This window comes from Lentimicrobiaceae bacterium (assembly GCA_023227965.1).
Classification (GTDB): domain Bacteria; phylum Bacteroidota; class Bacteroidia; order Bacteroidales; family JALOCA01; genus JALOCA01.
Genome location: JALOCA010000016.1, coordinates 19,013 through 35,313, shown reverse-complemented (window position 1 = coordinate 35,313; position 16,301 = coordinate 19,013). Strand labels below are relative to the sequence as shown.

General features: G+C 40.9%; 9 protein-coding genes, 1 tRNA gene and 1 other RNA gene. 5 read left to right on the top strand and 6 right to left on the bottom strand.

Annotated elements, in window-relative coordinates; all coding sequences use genetic code 11:
- Window positions 1-10: 10 nt before the first annotated feature.
- Window positions 11-2,794: a 2-oxoglutarate dehydrogenase E1 component gene (locus M0R21_07030; GenBank protein MCK9617574.1), complete on the bottom strand. Its 2,784-nt coding sequence runs from the start codon at window positions 2,792-2,794 to the stop codon at window positions 11-13.
- Window positions 2,795-2,943: 149 nt separating this feature from the next.
- On the bottom strand, window positions 2,944-3,111 hold the full coding sequence (locus tag M0R21_07025) for a 4Fe-4S binding protein (protein ID MCK9617573.1): 168 nt from the start codon (window positions 3,109-3,111) through the stop codon (window positions 2,944-2,946).
- A 143-nt stretch (window positions 3,112-3,254) separates the two neighbouring features.
- Between M0R21_07025 and M0R21_07020 the strand changes: the two genes are divergently transcribed.
- Both M0R21_07020 and M0R21_07015 read left to right on the top strand, forming a co-directional pair.
- Window positions 3,255-4,124, top strand: a complete 870-nt coding sequence (locus tag M0R21_07020) for an SPFH domain-containing protein (GenBank protein ID MCK9617572.1) — start codon at window positions 3,255-3,257, stop codon at window positions 4,122-4,124.
- A 1-nt stretch (window position 4,125) separates the two neighbouring features.
- On the top strand, window positions 4,126-4,302 hold the full coding sequence (locus M0R21_07015; protein ID MCK9617571.1) for an Arc family DNA-binding protein: 177 nt from the start codon (window positions 4,126-4,128) through the stop codon (window positions 4,300-4,302).
- Window positions 4,303-4,490: 188 nt separating this feature from the next.
- Here M0R21_07015 and M0R21_07010 read toward each other — a convergent pair whose 3' ends face one another.
- On the bottom strand, window positions 4,491-5,390 hold the full coding sequence (locus M0R21_07010) for a hypothetical protein (protein MCK9617570.1): 900 nt from the start codon (window positions 5,388-5,390) through the stop codon (window positions 4,491-4,493).
- Between the two features lie 74 nt (window positions 5,391-5,464).
- On the opposite strand from M0R21_07010, the gene M0R21_07005 reads away from it, so the two are divergent.
- Window positions 5,465-7,630 carry a prolyl oligopeptidase family serine peptidase gene (locus tag M0R21_07005; protein MCK9617569.1) on the top strand — a complete coding sequence of 722 codons (2,166 nt, stop codon included), beginning with the start codon at window positions 5,465-5,467 and terminating at the stop codon, window positions 7,628-7,630.
- A gap of 42 nt (window positions 7,631-7,672) precedes the next feature.
- Here M0R21_07005 and ssrA read toward each other — a convergent pair.
- Window positions 7,673-8,045, bottom strand: a transfer-messenger RNA (tmRNA) gene (ssrA, locus tag M0R21_07000).
- A 123-nt stretch (window positions 8,046-8,168) separates the two neighbouring features.
- On the opposite strand from ssrA, the gene nadB reads away from it, so the two are divergent.
- Entirely contained in the window at window positions 8,169-9,764 is a 1,596-nt protein-coding gene (gene nadB, locus M0R21_06995; protein MCK9617568.1) for an L-aspartate oxidase, read from the top strand.
- Between the two features lie 13 nt (window positions 9,765-9,777).
- Here the strand turns inward: nadB and M0R21_06990 are convergent, their stop codons facing one another.
- The gene (locus M0R21_06990; GenBank protein MCK9617567.1) at window positions 9,778-13,797 is read right to left on the bottom strand and encodes a T9SS type A sorting domain-containing protein; all 4,020 of its coding nucleotides are present in this window, start codon (window positions 13,795-13,797) and stop codon (window positions 9,778-9,780) included.
- Window positions 13,798-14,055: 258 nt separating this feature from the next.
- Here M0R21_06990 and M0R21_06985 point away from each other — a divergent pair.
- A tRNA-Arg gene (locus tag M0R21_06985) sits at window positions 14,056-14,127 on the top strand.
- Window positions 14,128-14,153: 26 nt separating this feature from the next.
- Here M0R21_06985 and metG read toward each other — a convergent pair.
- Entirely contained in the window at window positions 14,154-16,262 is a 2,109-nt protein-coding gene (metG, locus tag M0R21_06980) for a methionine--tRNA ligase (protein ID MCK9617566.1), read from the bottom strand.
- Between the last annotated feature and the right edge of the window lie 39 nt (window positions 16,263-16,301).

The following is a 16,301-nucleotide window of genomic DNA, read 5'->3' as shown; positions in this document are numbered from 1 at the left end:
TTAGCTCACTTTAAGTACTTTTCACATAATGCCATTCTTTAAGTGCGCAGGTCATTTTGCAGTACTCTTCGCTTTGATCGCAAATGCACTCGCCGAATGCTTTTTCCACGATTTTCCTTTGCCGCAGTGTATGCAGTTTGGACGAACCGGTGGCAGGACTCCCGCTTTCGGGACGTGCAACCAACATAATATCCGCAAGTCTAAAATTTCGCGAAACGAAAGTCCATGCGCCCATGTTTGCAGGTTCTTCCTGTACCCAAAGGCACTGGCTTGTTTGCCTGTATTTTTTTAAAATCTCTTCAATTTGCAAAGCAGGGAAAGGGTATAACTGTTCAATGCGAACAATGGCAACTTCTTCTGCATTCAGTTTCTGCTTTTCTTCCAGTAGTTCGTAAAAAATCTTTCCTGTGCAGAGAAGAACCTTTTTCACTTTCAGCGGGTCGGCAAAAGCATCGTCGAGTACTTCGCTGAAGCTACCCGAAGTAAAACCCTCCAGCGGGGAAACGCAAAGCGGATGCCGTAGCAGACTTTTGGGTGTAAACACTGCCAGCGGTTTACGGAAATTCCGGTGAAGCTGCCGACGAAGCAGGTGGAAGAAATTAGCAGGAGTGGTACAGTTGGCAACCTGCATGTTGTTGTCGGCACAGAGGGTAAGAAAACGTTCCAGACGGGCGCTGGAATGTTCGGGACCCTGGCCTTCGTAGCCGTGAGGCAGCAGCATTACCAATCCGTTCATCACCTTCCATTTTTCTTCGGCACTGCTGATGTATTGGTCAATAATGATTTGCGCTCCATTGGAAAAATCACCAAACTGTGCCTCCCAGATGGTAAGCGCATTAGGGGTAGCCAGGGCATATCCATATTCAAAACCAAGCACTCCATACTCCGAAAGCAGGGAGTTGTAAACGGAAAAAGGAGCCTGACTTTCGCCGATATGATTCAATGGGGAATACTGTTCTTCTGAATCTTCGACGGTAAGAGTCGAATGCCGGTGCGAGAAAGTGCCTCGCCGGGAATCTTGCCCGCTAAGCCGTACCGGGAATCCTTCGTTGAGCAGAGTTGCGTAAGCAAGCAACTCACCCATTGCCCAGTCGAGTGCATTTTTTTCGAAAACCATCTGTCGGCGTTCTTCCTGCAACTTCATTATCTTACGGTAAAACTGTTTGTCTTCGGGCAGCAAAGTGATGTGTTCGGTTAAGATTTTAAGCGTTTCGTAAGAAACAGAAGTATCCGGCGAACGGTCAAAATCCGTTTCTTCCGCTTTTTGTATTCCTTCCCAGTCTTTTTCAAAAAAAGCATAGGCTTTGGTTTTTTCCGAAAGAAGAGATTGGGCAAGACAGTTTTCCAGCTTTTCGTTAAAGGTATTTTCAATGGATTTGATTTCTGCTGTATTCAGGCTGTTTTCTTCCGTCAGTTTGCGAGCATAAATTTCCTGCGGATTTGGGTGTTTTTCAATGATTTTATATAAAACTGGCTGGGTGTAACGGGGCTCATCACCTTCGTTATGACCGTATTTACGATAACCGAGCAAATCAATAAACACGTCTTTATGAAAACGTTGCCTGTACTCCATAGCAAGCTGCACCGTATAAACCACTTCCTCCACATCGTCGGCATTTACATGAAAAATAGGCGATTGGATGATTTTGGCAATGTCGGTGCAATAAACACTTGAGCGGGCATCGAGGTAGTTGGTTGTGAAACCAATCTGATTATTGGCTACCAAGTGTATGGTTCCGCCAGTGCGATAGCCTTCCAGTTCCGACATCTGAAGCAGTTCGTAAATGATACCCTGACCTGCAACCGAAGCATCTCCGTGAATGAGGATGGGAACTATTGCATCGGTATTTCCATTGTATTCGCCGTCGAGCCTGGCGCGAACGATGCCTTCCACTACCGGGTTAACAGCTTCCAGATGAGATGGGTTTGGCGAAAGTGTAAGATGGACAGGCTTTCCGTCGCGGGTAAAGCGGTTATTGGAATAGCCCAGATGGTATTTTACGTCTCCCATCAGGGTTTGATCTTCATATTCTTTTCCTTCAAACTCAAGGAAAATATCCTTGTATTTCTTTTTCAAAATGTTAGCAAGGACATTCAGCCGACCGCGGTGTGGCATCCCGATGACAAATTCCTGAACACCAAGCGTTGCTCCCTTTTCCACTACCGCATCCAGCGCCGGAATGAGAGCTTCCACGCCTTCCAGCGAAAAGCGTTTCTGCCCCTGGAATCTTTTGTGCAAAAATTTTTCAAAAAAGACGGCTTCTGTCAGCTTTTCAAGGATATGTATTTTTTCTTCTACCGTAAAAGAAGGAGCATTTTTTACCGGTTCCATCTTTTCTTTTAGCCAGCGCTCGATTTCCTTGTTGCGGATGAAGGCAAATTCTACTCCAACAGAGTGGCAGTAAGTATTCTGTAAATAGCTGACAATGTTTCGTAAACTGTTTCTTCCGATTCCGATTTCGTTACCAGCTTCAAAGGTACGGTTGAGGTCGGCTTCCTTCAGCCCAAAGTTTTCCAGGTTTAAAGTCGGGGTATGTTTGCGACGGGTACGTACCGGGTTGGTTTTGGTAAACAAATGACCGCGTTCGCGGTAGCCATTTATCAGGTTAATTACTTTGAACTCGTCGGGGATAGAAAGAAAAGCAGAAGGAGTAAAATCTTTTTTACGGAATTCAAAACCTTCAAAAAAAGCCTTCCATCCGGCATCTAAAAAATTCGGATTTGCAATATACTGACTATAAAGTTCTTCAATAATTTTGTCGTCGGTATTGCTCAAATAGGACAGTTTATCCATGCAGAATCAGACAGTTTAATATTAAAACAAAAGTAATGAGATTATAACGATTGTAAGATTAAGAACAAAAAAACAAAAAGAAAGTTTGTTAAATAAAAAGTCCCTGCGAAAAACACAGGGACTTTTCATTATCGTAAGATTTGTCAGCTTTATTCGGGATGAATTGCTTCTATGGGGCAAACATCGGCACACGAACCACAATCGGTGCACACGTCCGGATCAATTTTGTAGATATCACCTTCGCTGATAGCGTCCACAGGGCATTCGTCTATGCAAGTGCCGCAAGCTGTACAGTCTTCGCTGATTTTGTAAGCCATGGTAAATTGTTTTTATGTTTCGTGTTGCAAATATACGATTAAAATGGAATACCAAGAATCGTGAGAAAAATTTTTTGCATTTTGTAGTAGCAATTAAAAAATTTAGTAGCATTGCAGAATTAAACTAATATCAAATTAATATCATGGAAAACGAAAAATTGTATTATCCTTTATCAGGCTATACCGGATTAATAGCTATTATTCTGTCGTTTGGTCTGCCGTTTGTTGCTTTCATCACCTTAAACCAACATACGGGAATAATGGTGGCAGCAACAGTTATTATTGTTATCGGCGCTTTCTGCAGTGCCGGTTTTCTGATTGTAAACCCTAACGAATCGAGCGTATTGATCCTTTTTGGAAAATACAAAGGTACGGTACGCGACAACGGTTTTTTTTGGGTAAATCCTTTTTTTGTAAAGAAAAAGGTTTCGCTCCGTGCACGCAATCTTGACGTGAAACCTCTGAAAGTTAACGACAAGGTTGGAAATCCCATCATGATTGGCATTGTGATGGTGTGGAAAGTAGAAAATACTTTTAAGGCGGCTTTTGAAGTGAATAGCTTTGAGCAATTTGTAGATATCCAGAGCGAAGCAGCTACACGTAAGCTGGCAGGCCATTATCCGTATGATAATTTTGACGATGCCCAGGCAGAAATTACTTTACGTTCGGGTGGCGAAGAGGTAAATCATGTACTGGAACATGAGCTATCTGAAAGACTGAGCATAGCCGGGATAAAAGTGATAGAAGCCCGTATCAGCTATTTAGCTTATGCCTCTGAAATTGCCGGAGCAATGCTTCGCCGGCAACAGGCTACAGCTATTGTGGCTGCAAGGACAAAAATTGTGGAAGGTGCAGTAAGCATGGTGGAAATGGCTTTGGATCAACTTTCCAGCAAGGGAATTATCGAACTGGACGACGACAAAAAAGCTGCTATGGTATGTAACCTGATGGTTGTTCTTTGCTCTGACAAAGATGCCAGCCCGGTAGTAAACGCTGGTACTTTACATCATTAAAATGGCAAAAAAGAAACCGTTTGTCCTTCGTATAGACCCGGAAGTGATGGAAGCCGTCGAAAAATGGGCTGCCGATGAGTTCCGGAGTGCCAACGGACAGATAGAATGGATTATCGCCAAAGCATTGAAGGATGCCGGGAGGTATCGTGAAGCTAAAAACCCGCAAAAAGAAAATTAATTACTTTTGTAACTCATCCGGGCAAAAGGGGAATATGAAAGTTTTAAGTGTTGAAAATGAGACAAATATTATCTTTCTTTTTGCTTCGTCTTTGTCTATGCTGATAGGAAACGTTTCCCAGAAAGACATACGATATTGCCGATAGTATTACTGATAGGGAAATATTCCGGAAAAGAAGCACTTACTTTTTAATCGTAAAACTCGTAAACAAAACGGTAAGTGTATTGCCGGTTTGCAGAAACCCCATGTCCGTCAATAAAAACATGAGATGTTACAATATTTCCCATTTCATCATATTCTCTTTCCACACGTTGTGTTAGCAAACCGTTTTTATTTATTTCTTCTTCCATAATAACGTTTCCAAAGCCATCATAGGAAAACCGTGTTGTATTTTTCAGATAAGCCGTTTCCTCTTCCATTTCGATTACTCTTCCGTTATCGTCCTCAAAATATAACGTTCTTTCAACTAATCGCCCAGTGTTGTCATATTTGCAGATTTTTTCCTGGTTTCCTTTTTCGTTGTAAGATGTTATAAGCCGGTAATTTTCTTCAGGAGACTTAAAATTCAGTTCGACAATCCTTTCATTTTCATTACTAGTTATTGTTTTTTCAAGTATAGGTTTTTCTTTTTCGTTGTATTTTTTTTCCAGAACCAATTTCCCGTTTTCATATTCAAAAACTTCTTTTTCAAGCAAATCATCTTCTTCGTCACGGGTTTCCCGTGATATTAAACTTCCGGTTTCGTCGTAGCAGTAAGTTATAATATCGGGTTCTCCTTCCTGGTAAAACTTTTTTTCAAAACAAATTTTACCGTTCCCGTCCCTTTCGAAACATTTTTTTTCAATAACAGAACCTGTTTCATCGTGAGTAATTTCTTCGATAAGTAAATTATTGAGATCGTAAATATATTCAAAGCGTGATTCTTCCTCTTCCCTTTCATTAAAAATTATCTGAAGCCGAACGTTTCCTGACGGATAATAAGCTGTGTGAATATTTTTTCTGATAACGGGCTCAAGTGATTCGGAAACACTGTTTTCCGTTAGTAGTGTTTGTGTGTATCTTGTAACAGATTTAATTAATTTTTTCATAAAGATATCGGGTTGTAAAAAATTGGTGTAAATTTACAACTGAAAACAGTTACTATTATAAAATATATAACGCAATGAAAAAAAAATATTATTTATTAATTTTTGCATTAATTATTATGAATACAGGGTATTCGCAAGTTGGAGAATTAGAAAATGCATCTGCTGCTGCCGAGGGAAATTCGGCACAAAATGGAAATTTAAATTATCCTAAAACGCAAAAAAGTAATCAGGTGGATGATTATTTCGGAACAAAAGTAGCAGATCCTTATCGCTGGCTGGAAAATGATACTTCTGCCGAAACCGCCGAATGGGTAAAAGTCGAAAATACCATTACTCAAGAATATTTATCGCAAATACCCTATCGTGAACAAATCCGGAAACGTCTGACACAACTTTGGAACTATCCTAAATACACTGTTCCGTTTAAAGAAGGGAAATATGTGTTCTTTTCTAAGAACGACGGCATGCAGAATCAAAGTATATTATATGTGCAGGAAGGTGTACATGGTACCCCACGCGAACTACTCAACCCCAATCTGCTGTCGAAAGACGGAACGGTTGCTTTATCTGATATTTCCGTGTCAAACGATGCCAAATACCTTGCCTATTCTATAGCACGTGCCGGAAGTGATTGGAATGAAATATATATATTAGAGGTTGCTGATGGCAAAAAATTAAAAGATGAAGTACTCTGGGTGAAATTTTCTCCTATTTCATGGCGGGGAAACGGTTTCTATTACAGCCGTTATGATAAGCCTGATAAAGGGACAGAACTAACCAATAAAAACGAGAATCAAAAGGTATATTATCATACAGTTGGAACTCCGCAAAAAGCGGATATTCTGGTATATCAAAACAAGAAATTCCCTCTTCGCAACTATGGTGTGAATGCAACCGAAGATGGTCGTTTCCTGATTCTTTCTGAAACAGAATCCACTTATGGAACGGCTTTGTATTATAAAGACCTTGTAAAAAAAGACAATGAATTCAAACCGTTAATTCAGGGCTTTGATTATGAAAATATCATTGTGGATAATGTTGGCGACAAATTATTGTTACTTACGAACCACCAGGCACCAAAATATAAATTAATGCTGATTGATCCGAAAAATTCTGCCCCTGAACAGTGGCAAACTATTATTCCGGAAACGAATGATGTACTTACAGGGATTGTTCTGGCAAGTAAAATCATGATTGCACAATACATGAAGGATGCTACAAGCAGAGCCTATATTTATACGCTGGAAGGGAAAAAGTTAAAAGAACTACAGTTTCCAACACTTGGTTCGCTTACAGGTTTTAATGGGAAAAAGGGAGAAAACATTGCTTTTTATGGATTTACATCCTTTACTTTTCCTACTACCATCTACACATTCGATTTTGAAACCATGCAAACATCAATGTTTTATAAACCAAAGCTTGATTTTGATGTTTCAAAATACGATGTAAAACAGGAATTTTATTCCAGCATGGACGGAACCAAAATTCCCATGTTCATTGTTCACAAAAAAGGATTGGAGCTGAATGGCAACGACCCTGCTTTGCTGTATGGTTATGGCGGTTTTAACATAAGCGAAACACCTTCATTTAGTATAAGCAGGTTGATATTTCTTGAAAATGGAGGCGTATTTGCATTGCCAAACATCCGCGGTGGTGGTGAATATGGCGAGGATTGGCACGAAGCCGGTACCAAATTGAAAAAACAGAATGTTTTTGACGATTTTATTGCAGCGGCAGAATATCTTATTAAACAAGGATATACTTCGCCCGAAAAACTTGCCATTAACGGGGGTTCAAACGGAGGATTACTTGTGGGCGCATGTATGACACAGCGTCCTGATTTGTTTAAGGTGGCGTTGCCTGCAGTGGGGGTAATGGATATGCTTCGCTATCATAAGTTTACAATTGGATGGGCTTGGGTAAGCGATTATGGAAGTAGCGACAATCAGGAACAGTTCTATTACCTACTGAAGTATTCTCCTCTTCATAACATAAAGAAGGGGATTGATTATCCCGCCACTCTTATTACTACTGCCGACCACGACGACCGCGTGGTTCCTGCACATTCATTTAAATTTGCAGCAACACTTCAGGAAATGAATTCCGGGAAAAATCCCACGCTTATACGTATAGAAACCAAGGCAGGGCACGGCGCCGGAAAACCTACTTCAAAAGTTATTGACGAAGCTACCGACATCTGGTCGTTTGTGTTTTATAATTTAGGAATAAATATAGAGTAAATATCTGGTATACAAAAAAATGCCGGAAAATCCGGCATTTTTTTGTGGAACTGCGGGGACTCGAACCCCGGTCCAAACAAGTAGCAAAAGTGCTTTCTACATGCTTATTTGCCTTTAAAATTGTCGGGAATCAGCCGGCAGACAACGAGCCAACCTCCTCCTTAGCTTTTTAATCTCATCATTCCATCAAAGCCCTGGAATAACCAGTCTGTCATTTGCGATGCTCTTGACGGGACGCCGTCAGACAGGGCTTCCCGGAGAGCAAACGGGTGCTTAATCTTCCTGATTAAGCAGCCATTGCGTAATTATAATCGTTGCCGTTTATAGGCGGTGAGCATTGGGTTTAACGAGCCACTTACACAACGCTCGGCATGCTTACAATTCCACTCCCTTGCTGTCAAATCCAGTCAGCCCCAGAATGGACTGCAAAATTACTACAATTTTGCAGTCCATATGGTTTTAATTTACTTTTTTAACTACGTTTTTTTATAAACCAGCATTTGTACTTTGTTAGTACTTTTGCAGGCAAATTAAAAAAATGCGAAAGAAAGTTGATTTTTTGGTTATCGGTTCGGGCATTGCCGGTTTAAGTTATGCTTTAAAAATGGCTGACAGTGGAAAAGTGTGCATTGTTACCAAATCGAAAGCGGAAGAAACATCCACAAAATATGCACAGGGAGGCATTGCTGCAGTGATGTACACCCCTGATACTTACGAAAAACATATCCGCGATACCATGATAGCCGGAGACAATCTCAGCAACGAAGAAATTGTTCACATCACCATTACTGAATCCACCGAACGGGTGAGAGAACTGATAGGCTGGGGTACCGATTTTGATAAAACCAAATCGGGAAAATACGATCTCGCCAAGGAAGGAGGACACTCTGAATATCGGGTGCTACATCATAAAGACCAAACCGGACTGGAAATTGAACAGGTTTTGCTAAAACAAATACGTAACCATCCAAACATTGAACTGCTCGAAAATTATTTTACCATAGATATTCTTACCCAACATCATCTGGGAATAGAAGTAAACCGCCGTACCCAGGACATCACCTGCTACGGTGCATATGTTTTGGATAAACAAACCAATGAAATCCATACCATCCTTGCCAAGATTACCATGATTGCCACCGGCGGTACAGGAAATGTTTACGGCACTACCACCAATCCACCAATTGCTACCGGAGACGGTATTGCAATGGTTTACCGTGCCAAGGGTGCCGTCGAAAATATGGAATTCATCCAATTTCATCCCACATCACTTTATTATCCTAACGAAAAACCGTCATTTCTCATTACTGAAGCTTTGCGGGGTTTTGGCGCTAAGTTAAAAACCTATGATGGAAATACTTTTATGGAAAAATACGACCAGAGAGGCTCGCTGGCTCCGCGCGATATTGTTGCAAGGGCAATTGATAATGAATTAAAAATAAGCGGCGAAGATCATGTGTATCTCGATTGCCGCCATCTCGACAGGGATGAACTTTTCAATCATTTCCCGGCTATCAATGCAAAATGCCTTAGTCTTGGAATCAATTTTATAAAAGACATGATCCCTGTAGTTCCGGCTGCACATTATTGTTGCGGTGGGATTAAGGTAGATGAAAATGCCAGTAGTTCCATTATTAACCTGTATGCTTCCGGCGAATGCTCTTCTACCGGCTTGCATGGGGCAAACCGGCTTGCTTCTAATTCTTTGTTGGAATCCCTGGTTTTTTCACATCGTGCAAGCCTTCATTCGGCTGAAAGGTTTAAAAATATTTCCTGGTGCGATGAAATTCCCGATTGGAATGCAGAAGGTATGGTGCTGAACGAAGAAATGGTACTCATAACTCAATCACTCAAAGAAGTTCAGTCAATTATGACAAATTACGTAGGTATCGTCCGTTCCAATCTTCGCTTAAAAAGGGCTTTCGATAGGTTAGATATTATTTATCGCGAAACGGAAGACCTGTATAACAAATCTATACTAACCGTAAAACTTTGCGAACTTCGCAACCTTATCAACATAGGATATCTTATTATCAAAATGGCGATGGAACGCAAAGAAAGCCGCGGTTTGCATTTTTCACTCGATTATCCCAAGGCGGAACAACAGCAACATTACATGGGTTTCGAGTTGTAAAATATTTCCGACTCTACTTTATTTCTAATTTTTTTACCTGCGAAACGGAATTTCCGCTTAACCTCAGAAGGTACAAACCACTTCTTATTTTCCTGATATCTAAGTAAAAAATAGCCAATCCGTTCGGTAATTTTTCCGACAACAATGTCCTTCCCTGTAAATCAAAAAGCTCTACTCTGGAAAATGGGTTTACATTATTGAAGGTTTTAAAATAAATGAAATCCTCAGCCGGATTTGGATAAACACAAAAATCGTTCTGGACACCCGAATCGGGAATATGAGTACAATCGTTTACGGTAATATAATCCTTTTTCACAATAGAAAGTTCCTGGGTTCCATCGCTAATGCTTAGGCTAACATCGTAAACACCATGCTCAGGATAGGAAACTACTGGCTGTTTTTCGTCAGACGTGGCAGGATTGCCTCCCTCAAAAGTCCATTGCCACGAAACAATATTGTTATATGAATCGTCGCTGAAATTAATGCTTTCGTCCTGGCAAACAGAAGTGCTATCAGTATGGAACAAGGGATGAAGGTTTGTAATATTCACATTAAAGAAGTCGAGGTACGATTTTAACAGTTTCATTTTTGCCTGAGAGTCGTTTAAATTTTTGAGACTAGCGAATGAAACCATTGAACCAATTGCTTTGAAATTTGAATCAACACGTGCAAACTGAACACATTGCGGGCTTTGGGCAACATTATTGAAAAGTGAAAACGAACCTTCGCCAGGCACCAGTTGATAAATTGCATAATTGGGTACTCCGGAATAAGAAAAGTTTTGATCGTGGGCGATAGTGTTGTTTTGCCCGGTAATAGTATCGAAATAATACCTGGAACAAGAACTACCATAATAATGTAACAATTCGTTGATTGATACCTGGTCGTCATAATACCATGTTTTATAACCTTCCATGTAAAGATTTCCGCCTTGGGTAAGGTAATTGGACAAATATTCGCCTTCGAAAGGGGTTAAAGCATGACCTGAGCCTATGAAGGGTAAAAGCAGGAAAACACATGAAGCTTTTCCAAGAACAGCAGGGATACTATCTATCACTTTATAAGATACCTGTAAAGTGTCGAGTAGGTTTTTAAGGCTGTCAGCGGTAGCCGTATTGGAATTTAAACTTATTATAACTACCGAAGGAGTACCTATTTGCAGAGCAAACTGATAAAGGGTGTCGGTTCCCAAATTGTTAGTAAACCTTACAGAAACATTGGCATAATATTCGAGGGGAGTTTCGCGTAAGGCGCTCAGAAGGAATCTTTGGTTGGAATAAACCGAGGGATAAAGTGTGTCAATAGAAGCATTTACCGAAGACAGTACAGATACATAGGGGTCGTTGACAGATAATGTAATAGCATTGTTTTCCGAAAAAAGAGAGCCTTTGTTTATCACTGGCACTATCAGTTCGGCGGTTTCGCCGGGGTCGAGCAGGGAGTTGCTGCCATCGAAAATGTAAGGTTCTTCAATTTCGACAGAAGGAGATGCAACGGTAATTGTCAGATATTTAATCCATTCGTGTTCACCTTCCTGAGCCAAAACTGACAGGGTAAAAACAGAGCCATCGCTAAGAAGTTTGTTTAGTTTAAATCCGAAAGCCTGTGGCAGGGTGATACTGTCGCCGGGATTCAGAACCGAAATAGTTTCGGTGCTGTCGGTAAGTTGGAAAACTCCTTCGTAGTTACTCAGTTGCAGGTTTATATTGTTTAAAACAGCGTCACCCGTGTTTTTTACCGTAAGCTGTACCAGAGCATTTTCGTTCAAAGAAATTTTGTCATCGTTGCCGGCAACATAGCTTACACTAATATCCAACCCATTGGAAGCTGTAAAGGTTTTTTGAGAATAAATGCCGTTTGCATCGTTAGCGCGAATGGTTATGCGGAAAATATCCGAAGCGGAAAAATTTTCGAATGTAAGTACACCATCCTGGTTCAATTCAATACCTTCGGGAAGTGCAACAGGAACATAATGGTAAGAAGAAAATGCCTTTTGATTCATGTTTCTTTCGTATTCCAATTGGAAGTTCAGTTCGTTGCCTTCAGAAACGCCGAGTGCCAAAGGGTACAGATTGGCATTGGAAATTTCGCCATAAATTATTTCAAATTCTCCCGAAGGGAAAAGACGAATACAGAAATTAAGAACAACGGGTAATCCCGAACCGGAATCAGTGATTTGCCAGCGAATATCAACCTTTTCGGCAGAGATTTCGTACCAGCATTCCGGCGTGGTTTCATTTACAATACGTTCGGCTATTACTCCGCAGATGCTTCCAAGTGATTTCATCATTAGAACCTCATCCTTACAATAAGGATAGGGATAGGTGTTTTGCCTGAATGCTACGAATCCAAACCGGTTAATGTAAACAGAATCGTATTTTTTTCCGTAAAAGGGAAACTGAAATGGCAGTGCAATACCTTCACTTGGAGAATAAGGATTCGGGGTTTGGAGGCTATTCTGAGAAGTGGAGGGCATTGCAGTATTTTCGTGTAAAACAGTATAATTTTTGAAGATATTCCACTGATAGGGCGTTGTTCCGCCTTCAGCCTGGAGTTGAACAGAGTAGGGTTGGGCGGGTGTGAAAGCCGGAATATAATCGTTGCTGATTTGAATTTTATCGAAATTTATTGCCGATACTACCGAAAGTAAAGTGGTGCTGTTGTTGGCAATATTAATATCGTGCATCTGTGAAAGGAATTCCTGTTCTCCTTCAGAATAACTGATAACCGAAAAATTTTGAATGCTTCCCGGGGAGCTGTTCTGGGCATCATTTTCATTTACAACAAGAAAAAATTTAGCCTGTTGACCTGGATTAACATAGCTTAACAATGGGGTGATGTCGAATCCGGCTTCAATGGTTTTATAAAAATTGGCAGTGTCAATTCCCTGCAGGTAATGGTTGCCTCCCTGAAAGTTATAAATCGGAAAATCAATCAGGTGTTGGGGCTCGTTAGCAGAAATATCAGAGCTTACTCCTGCTTTTATACAAATTTTTCCACGGCTTGTATGGGTTAGCTTCACTTTCATAGTCAGCAGAGGTTGATAATTTGCTTTAACGTCAATGCTATATCCTGATTGTTCGGAAACACCCCCCTCGCCATAGTTTAAAGCCATTGCACTATACAATACATAACAGAAACCTAAGTTAGCCCAATCTTTTCCATAAGAGTTTGCAAAAATAAAAGCCCCAATTTCCCAGTCTTTCACATCTATCACTCCATCATTATTATTGTCAAGCTGGTTGGAGTAAATTCCGTCATTGTTTAAATCGTACCGGATAGAATCGTTATAACCCACAATGGTCATTCCGTGCGTTGCGGGCGAAAGCCATTTTATCATGATAAATTTACCGGCTTCGGGGGTTCCCTGAGGAATATTTTCGTAATTCCATGGGCTGGAAGCGCTAAAAGTAAAAACTCCTCCTGTCGGTGAACCGTCAAGGCGGTCATACAGAAAGGCTTTTGCTGTTTGTATGCCATCTTCGGTATTCAACGGAATACGGTTAACCTTTGCAATACGGTTTTGCATGCTATTGTAATAATTTTCGTAACCGTTCATCCATAGCATATCTCCTACAACCGAATCGTAGCCGTAGTGTGCAATATCGGGTGTACCTTGTTTGTTAATTACATCGAAACTAAAGAAAAAGCTCGATCCATTCCAGCCTTCGTAATTCAGATAGTTCCATGTATAATGTGCCGGGTATTCGTTGGAAGGTATATCTGCAGGAAGATTACGGCTTCGGTCAATTTCGTAAGTAAAATCATAACAAATGGCACTTACCTGCTGGCAGGAAGGAAAATCACCCTGACTGATTATTTCATGGAAAAAAGCAAATTTGGAATTGTCAACATACGAAGGCATGGATTTTGCATTGTAGCCGGAAGGTAATTTCAGCACCGGAAGGCGGGAAGAAATTTCTTTAAAGGCATTTTCCTCTTTTTTTTGCTGGTAGTAATCTGTATTTGTGGCTTGACTAAAGCAAAAAATCCCAATCAGGAGAAAGTTAAATACGAAAAAGACCTTTTTCATTGAATATTTTTTTTGCAATGCAATAATAGAAAAATTTATTCGGGTGTGGAATAAAACCTGTAAAGTTTTACACTACTTGTGATTTTTTTCTTTTATACCAATTTGCAGTTGTTGGCTGACATAAAAGTGCTGTCTGGCAATGGTTTTATTAGAGGAATAGCATATTAATCCAGTTTTTATGTTCGTTTTCTCATTAAAAAAAGCCCGGTTTTAATGCAGAATTTATATCTTTGCCAAAAGTTTTAAACTTAATACCTAGGCCTTATAGTTCAACGGATAGAACGAAAGTTTCCTAAACTTTAAATCCAGGTTCGATTCCTGGTGGGGCTACAATTATTTTCTTAAAGAAATAAAAACTATTTCACCTCACTTCCGTTTTTCACTTGTTCGGTAGGGCTTACAAAACACAGCCTGCCATCGGCATCTTCAGCCATAAGAATCATCCCCTTGCTTTCGATGCCTCTGAGGTTGCGGGGAGCAAGATTCACCAAAATGCTTACCTTCTGCCCGATAATATTTTCGGGTTCGTAATATTCGGCAATGCCCGAAACTACTGCGCGTTTGTCAATTCCGGTGTCAATGGTGAGTTTTAGCAACTTTTTAGTTTTGGCTACCTTTTCGGCAGCGAGGATTGTTCCGGTACGGATGTCAATTTTCCCGAAGTCTTCAAATTCGATAAGAGGTTTGGAGGGATTTGCCTGGTAAGGCTCTTGCTCGTTGGCTTTTTTGGTGTCTAAAAGTTTGTTTACCTGAATTTCGATGATGCTATCATCTATTTTATCGAACAGTAGTTCGGGTTGAGCTAACTGAATGCCTGCCTGCAGCAATTGTGAATTGCCAGCATTTTCCCATGAATGTTTTTCCAGATGAAGCAAAGACGCAATTTTTGCAGCGGTAAAAGGCAGAAACGGTTCGGCAACAATGCTTAGGTTTGCACATATCTGCAACGAGATGTTCAGAATGGTTTTCACCCTATTGGGATCGGTTTTAATGAGTTTCCATGGTTCGCTGTCGGTGAGATATTTGTTGCCGAGACGTGCAAAATTCATCATTTCGCCAAGAGCTTCACGAAAGCGGTAATTTTCGATGCTCGTGCCAATGTTTTCGGGAAAAGAGGAAAATTGTTGCAGAACCTGGCGGTCGTAATCGCTTAATTCCGCTACTTGAGGCACTTTTCCTTCGAAAAACTTATGGGTAAGCACCAGGGTGCGGTTGACAAAGTTTCCGAGGATGGCTACCAGTTCGTTGTTGTTTTTTGCCTGAAAGTCTTTCCAGGTGAAGTCGTTGTCTTTGGTTTCGGGGGCATTTGCGCAAAGCACATAGCGGAGTACATCCTGCTTGCCGGGGAATTCTTCAAGGTATTCGTGAAGCCAAACAGCCCAGTTGCGCGAGGTGCTTATTTTATCGTTTTCAAGATTCAGAAACTCGTTGGCGGGAACATTTTCGGGAACGATATAACTGCCTTCGGCATGAAGCATAACCGGAAACACTATGCAATGAAACACTATGTTATCTTTACCAATGAAATGAACCAATTTGGTTTCTTTATCCTTCCAATATAATTTCCAATCAATTTCCGATTCAGCATTCGGCAATTTGCATTCAGCATTTTTTTTCTGTGCCCATTCTTTGGTAGCCGAAATATATCCTATTGGGGCATCGAACCACACATAAAGCACCTTCCCTTCGGCTTCAGGAATGGGAACTTTCACTCCCCAGTCGAGGTCGCGGGTAACTGCACGTGGCTGAAGTCCCTGGTCAATCCACGACTTACATTGTCCGTAAACATTGGTTTTCCAGTCGTTTTTATGATTTTCGAGTATCCACTTTCTAAGCCAGGCTTCGTAGGCATCGAGGGGAAGAAACCAGTGCTTTGTCTCCTTCATCACCGGAACATTGCCGCTTAAAGCACTCTTGGGATTGATGAGGTCAGTAGCATTGAGCGAAGTACCGCAGTTTTCGCATTGGTCGCCATAGGCACGTTCGTTGCCACAATGTGGACAAGTGCCCGTAACATAGCGGTCGGCAAGGAATTGTTGTTGTTCTTCATCGTAAAGCTGCATCGAGGTTTTTTCAATAAAGGCTCCTTTTTCATACAAGGTTTTAAAAAATCCGGATGCGGTTTCGTGGTGAACCTGATTGGAAGTTCGTGAATAAATATCGAAAGAAATTCCAAGTTCTTCAAATGATTTCTTAATCATTTCGTGGTATTTATCCACAACCTGCTGAGGTGTTAGCCCTTCTTTTCGTGCGCGAATTGTAATTGGAACTCCGTGTTCGTCGCTTCCACCAATGAAAATTACATCTTCGCCTTTTGAACGAAGGTAACGCACATAAATATCGGCGGGTACATAAACTCCGGCAAGATGCCCTATATGGATGGGACCGTTGGCATAAGGCAATGCCGATGTTACAGTGTATCTTTTAAATTTCCTATTGTCGTTTGCTGCTTGCTGATAATTCATCGTGTAAAATTTTATTCTTTAACAAAGAAGGCGCAAAGA

Coding starts and splice junctions, on each gene's coding strand:
- M0R21_07030 (MCK9617574.1), bottom strand. CDS start 2,794: ATGGATAAACTGTCCTATTTGAGCAATACCGACGACAAAATTATTGAA.
- M0R21_07025 (MCK9617573.1), bottom strand. CDS start 3,111: ATGGCTTACAAAATCAGCGAAGACTGTACAGCTTGCGGCACTTGCATA.
- M0R21_07020 (MCK9617572.1), top strand. CDS start 3,255: ATGGAAAACGAAAAATTGTATTATCCTTTATCAGGCTATACCGGATTA.
- M0R21_07015 (MCK9617571.1), top strand. CDS start 4,126: ATGGCAAAAAAGAAACCGTTTGTCCTTCGTATAGACCCGGAAGTGATG.
- M0R21_07010 (MCK9617570.1), bottom strand. CDS start 5,390: ATGAAAAAATTAATTAAATCTGTTACAAGATACACACAAACACTACTA.
- M0R21_07005 (MCK9617569.1), top strand. CDS start 5,465: ATGAAAAAAAAATATTATTTATTAATTTTTGCATTAATTATTATGAAT.
- nadB (MCK9617568.1), top strand. CDS start 8,169: ATGCGAAAGAAAGTTGATTTTTTGGTTATCGGTTCGGGCATTGCCGGT.
- M0R21_06990 (MCK9617567.1), bottom strand. CDS start 13,797: ATGAAAAAGGTCTTTTTCGTATTTAACTTTCTCCTGATTGGGATTTTT.
- metG (MCK9617566.1), bottom strand. CDS start 16,262: ATGAATTATCAGCAAGCAGCAAACGACAATAGGAAATTTAAAAGATAC.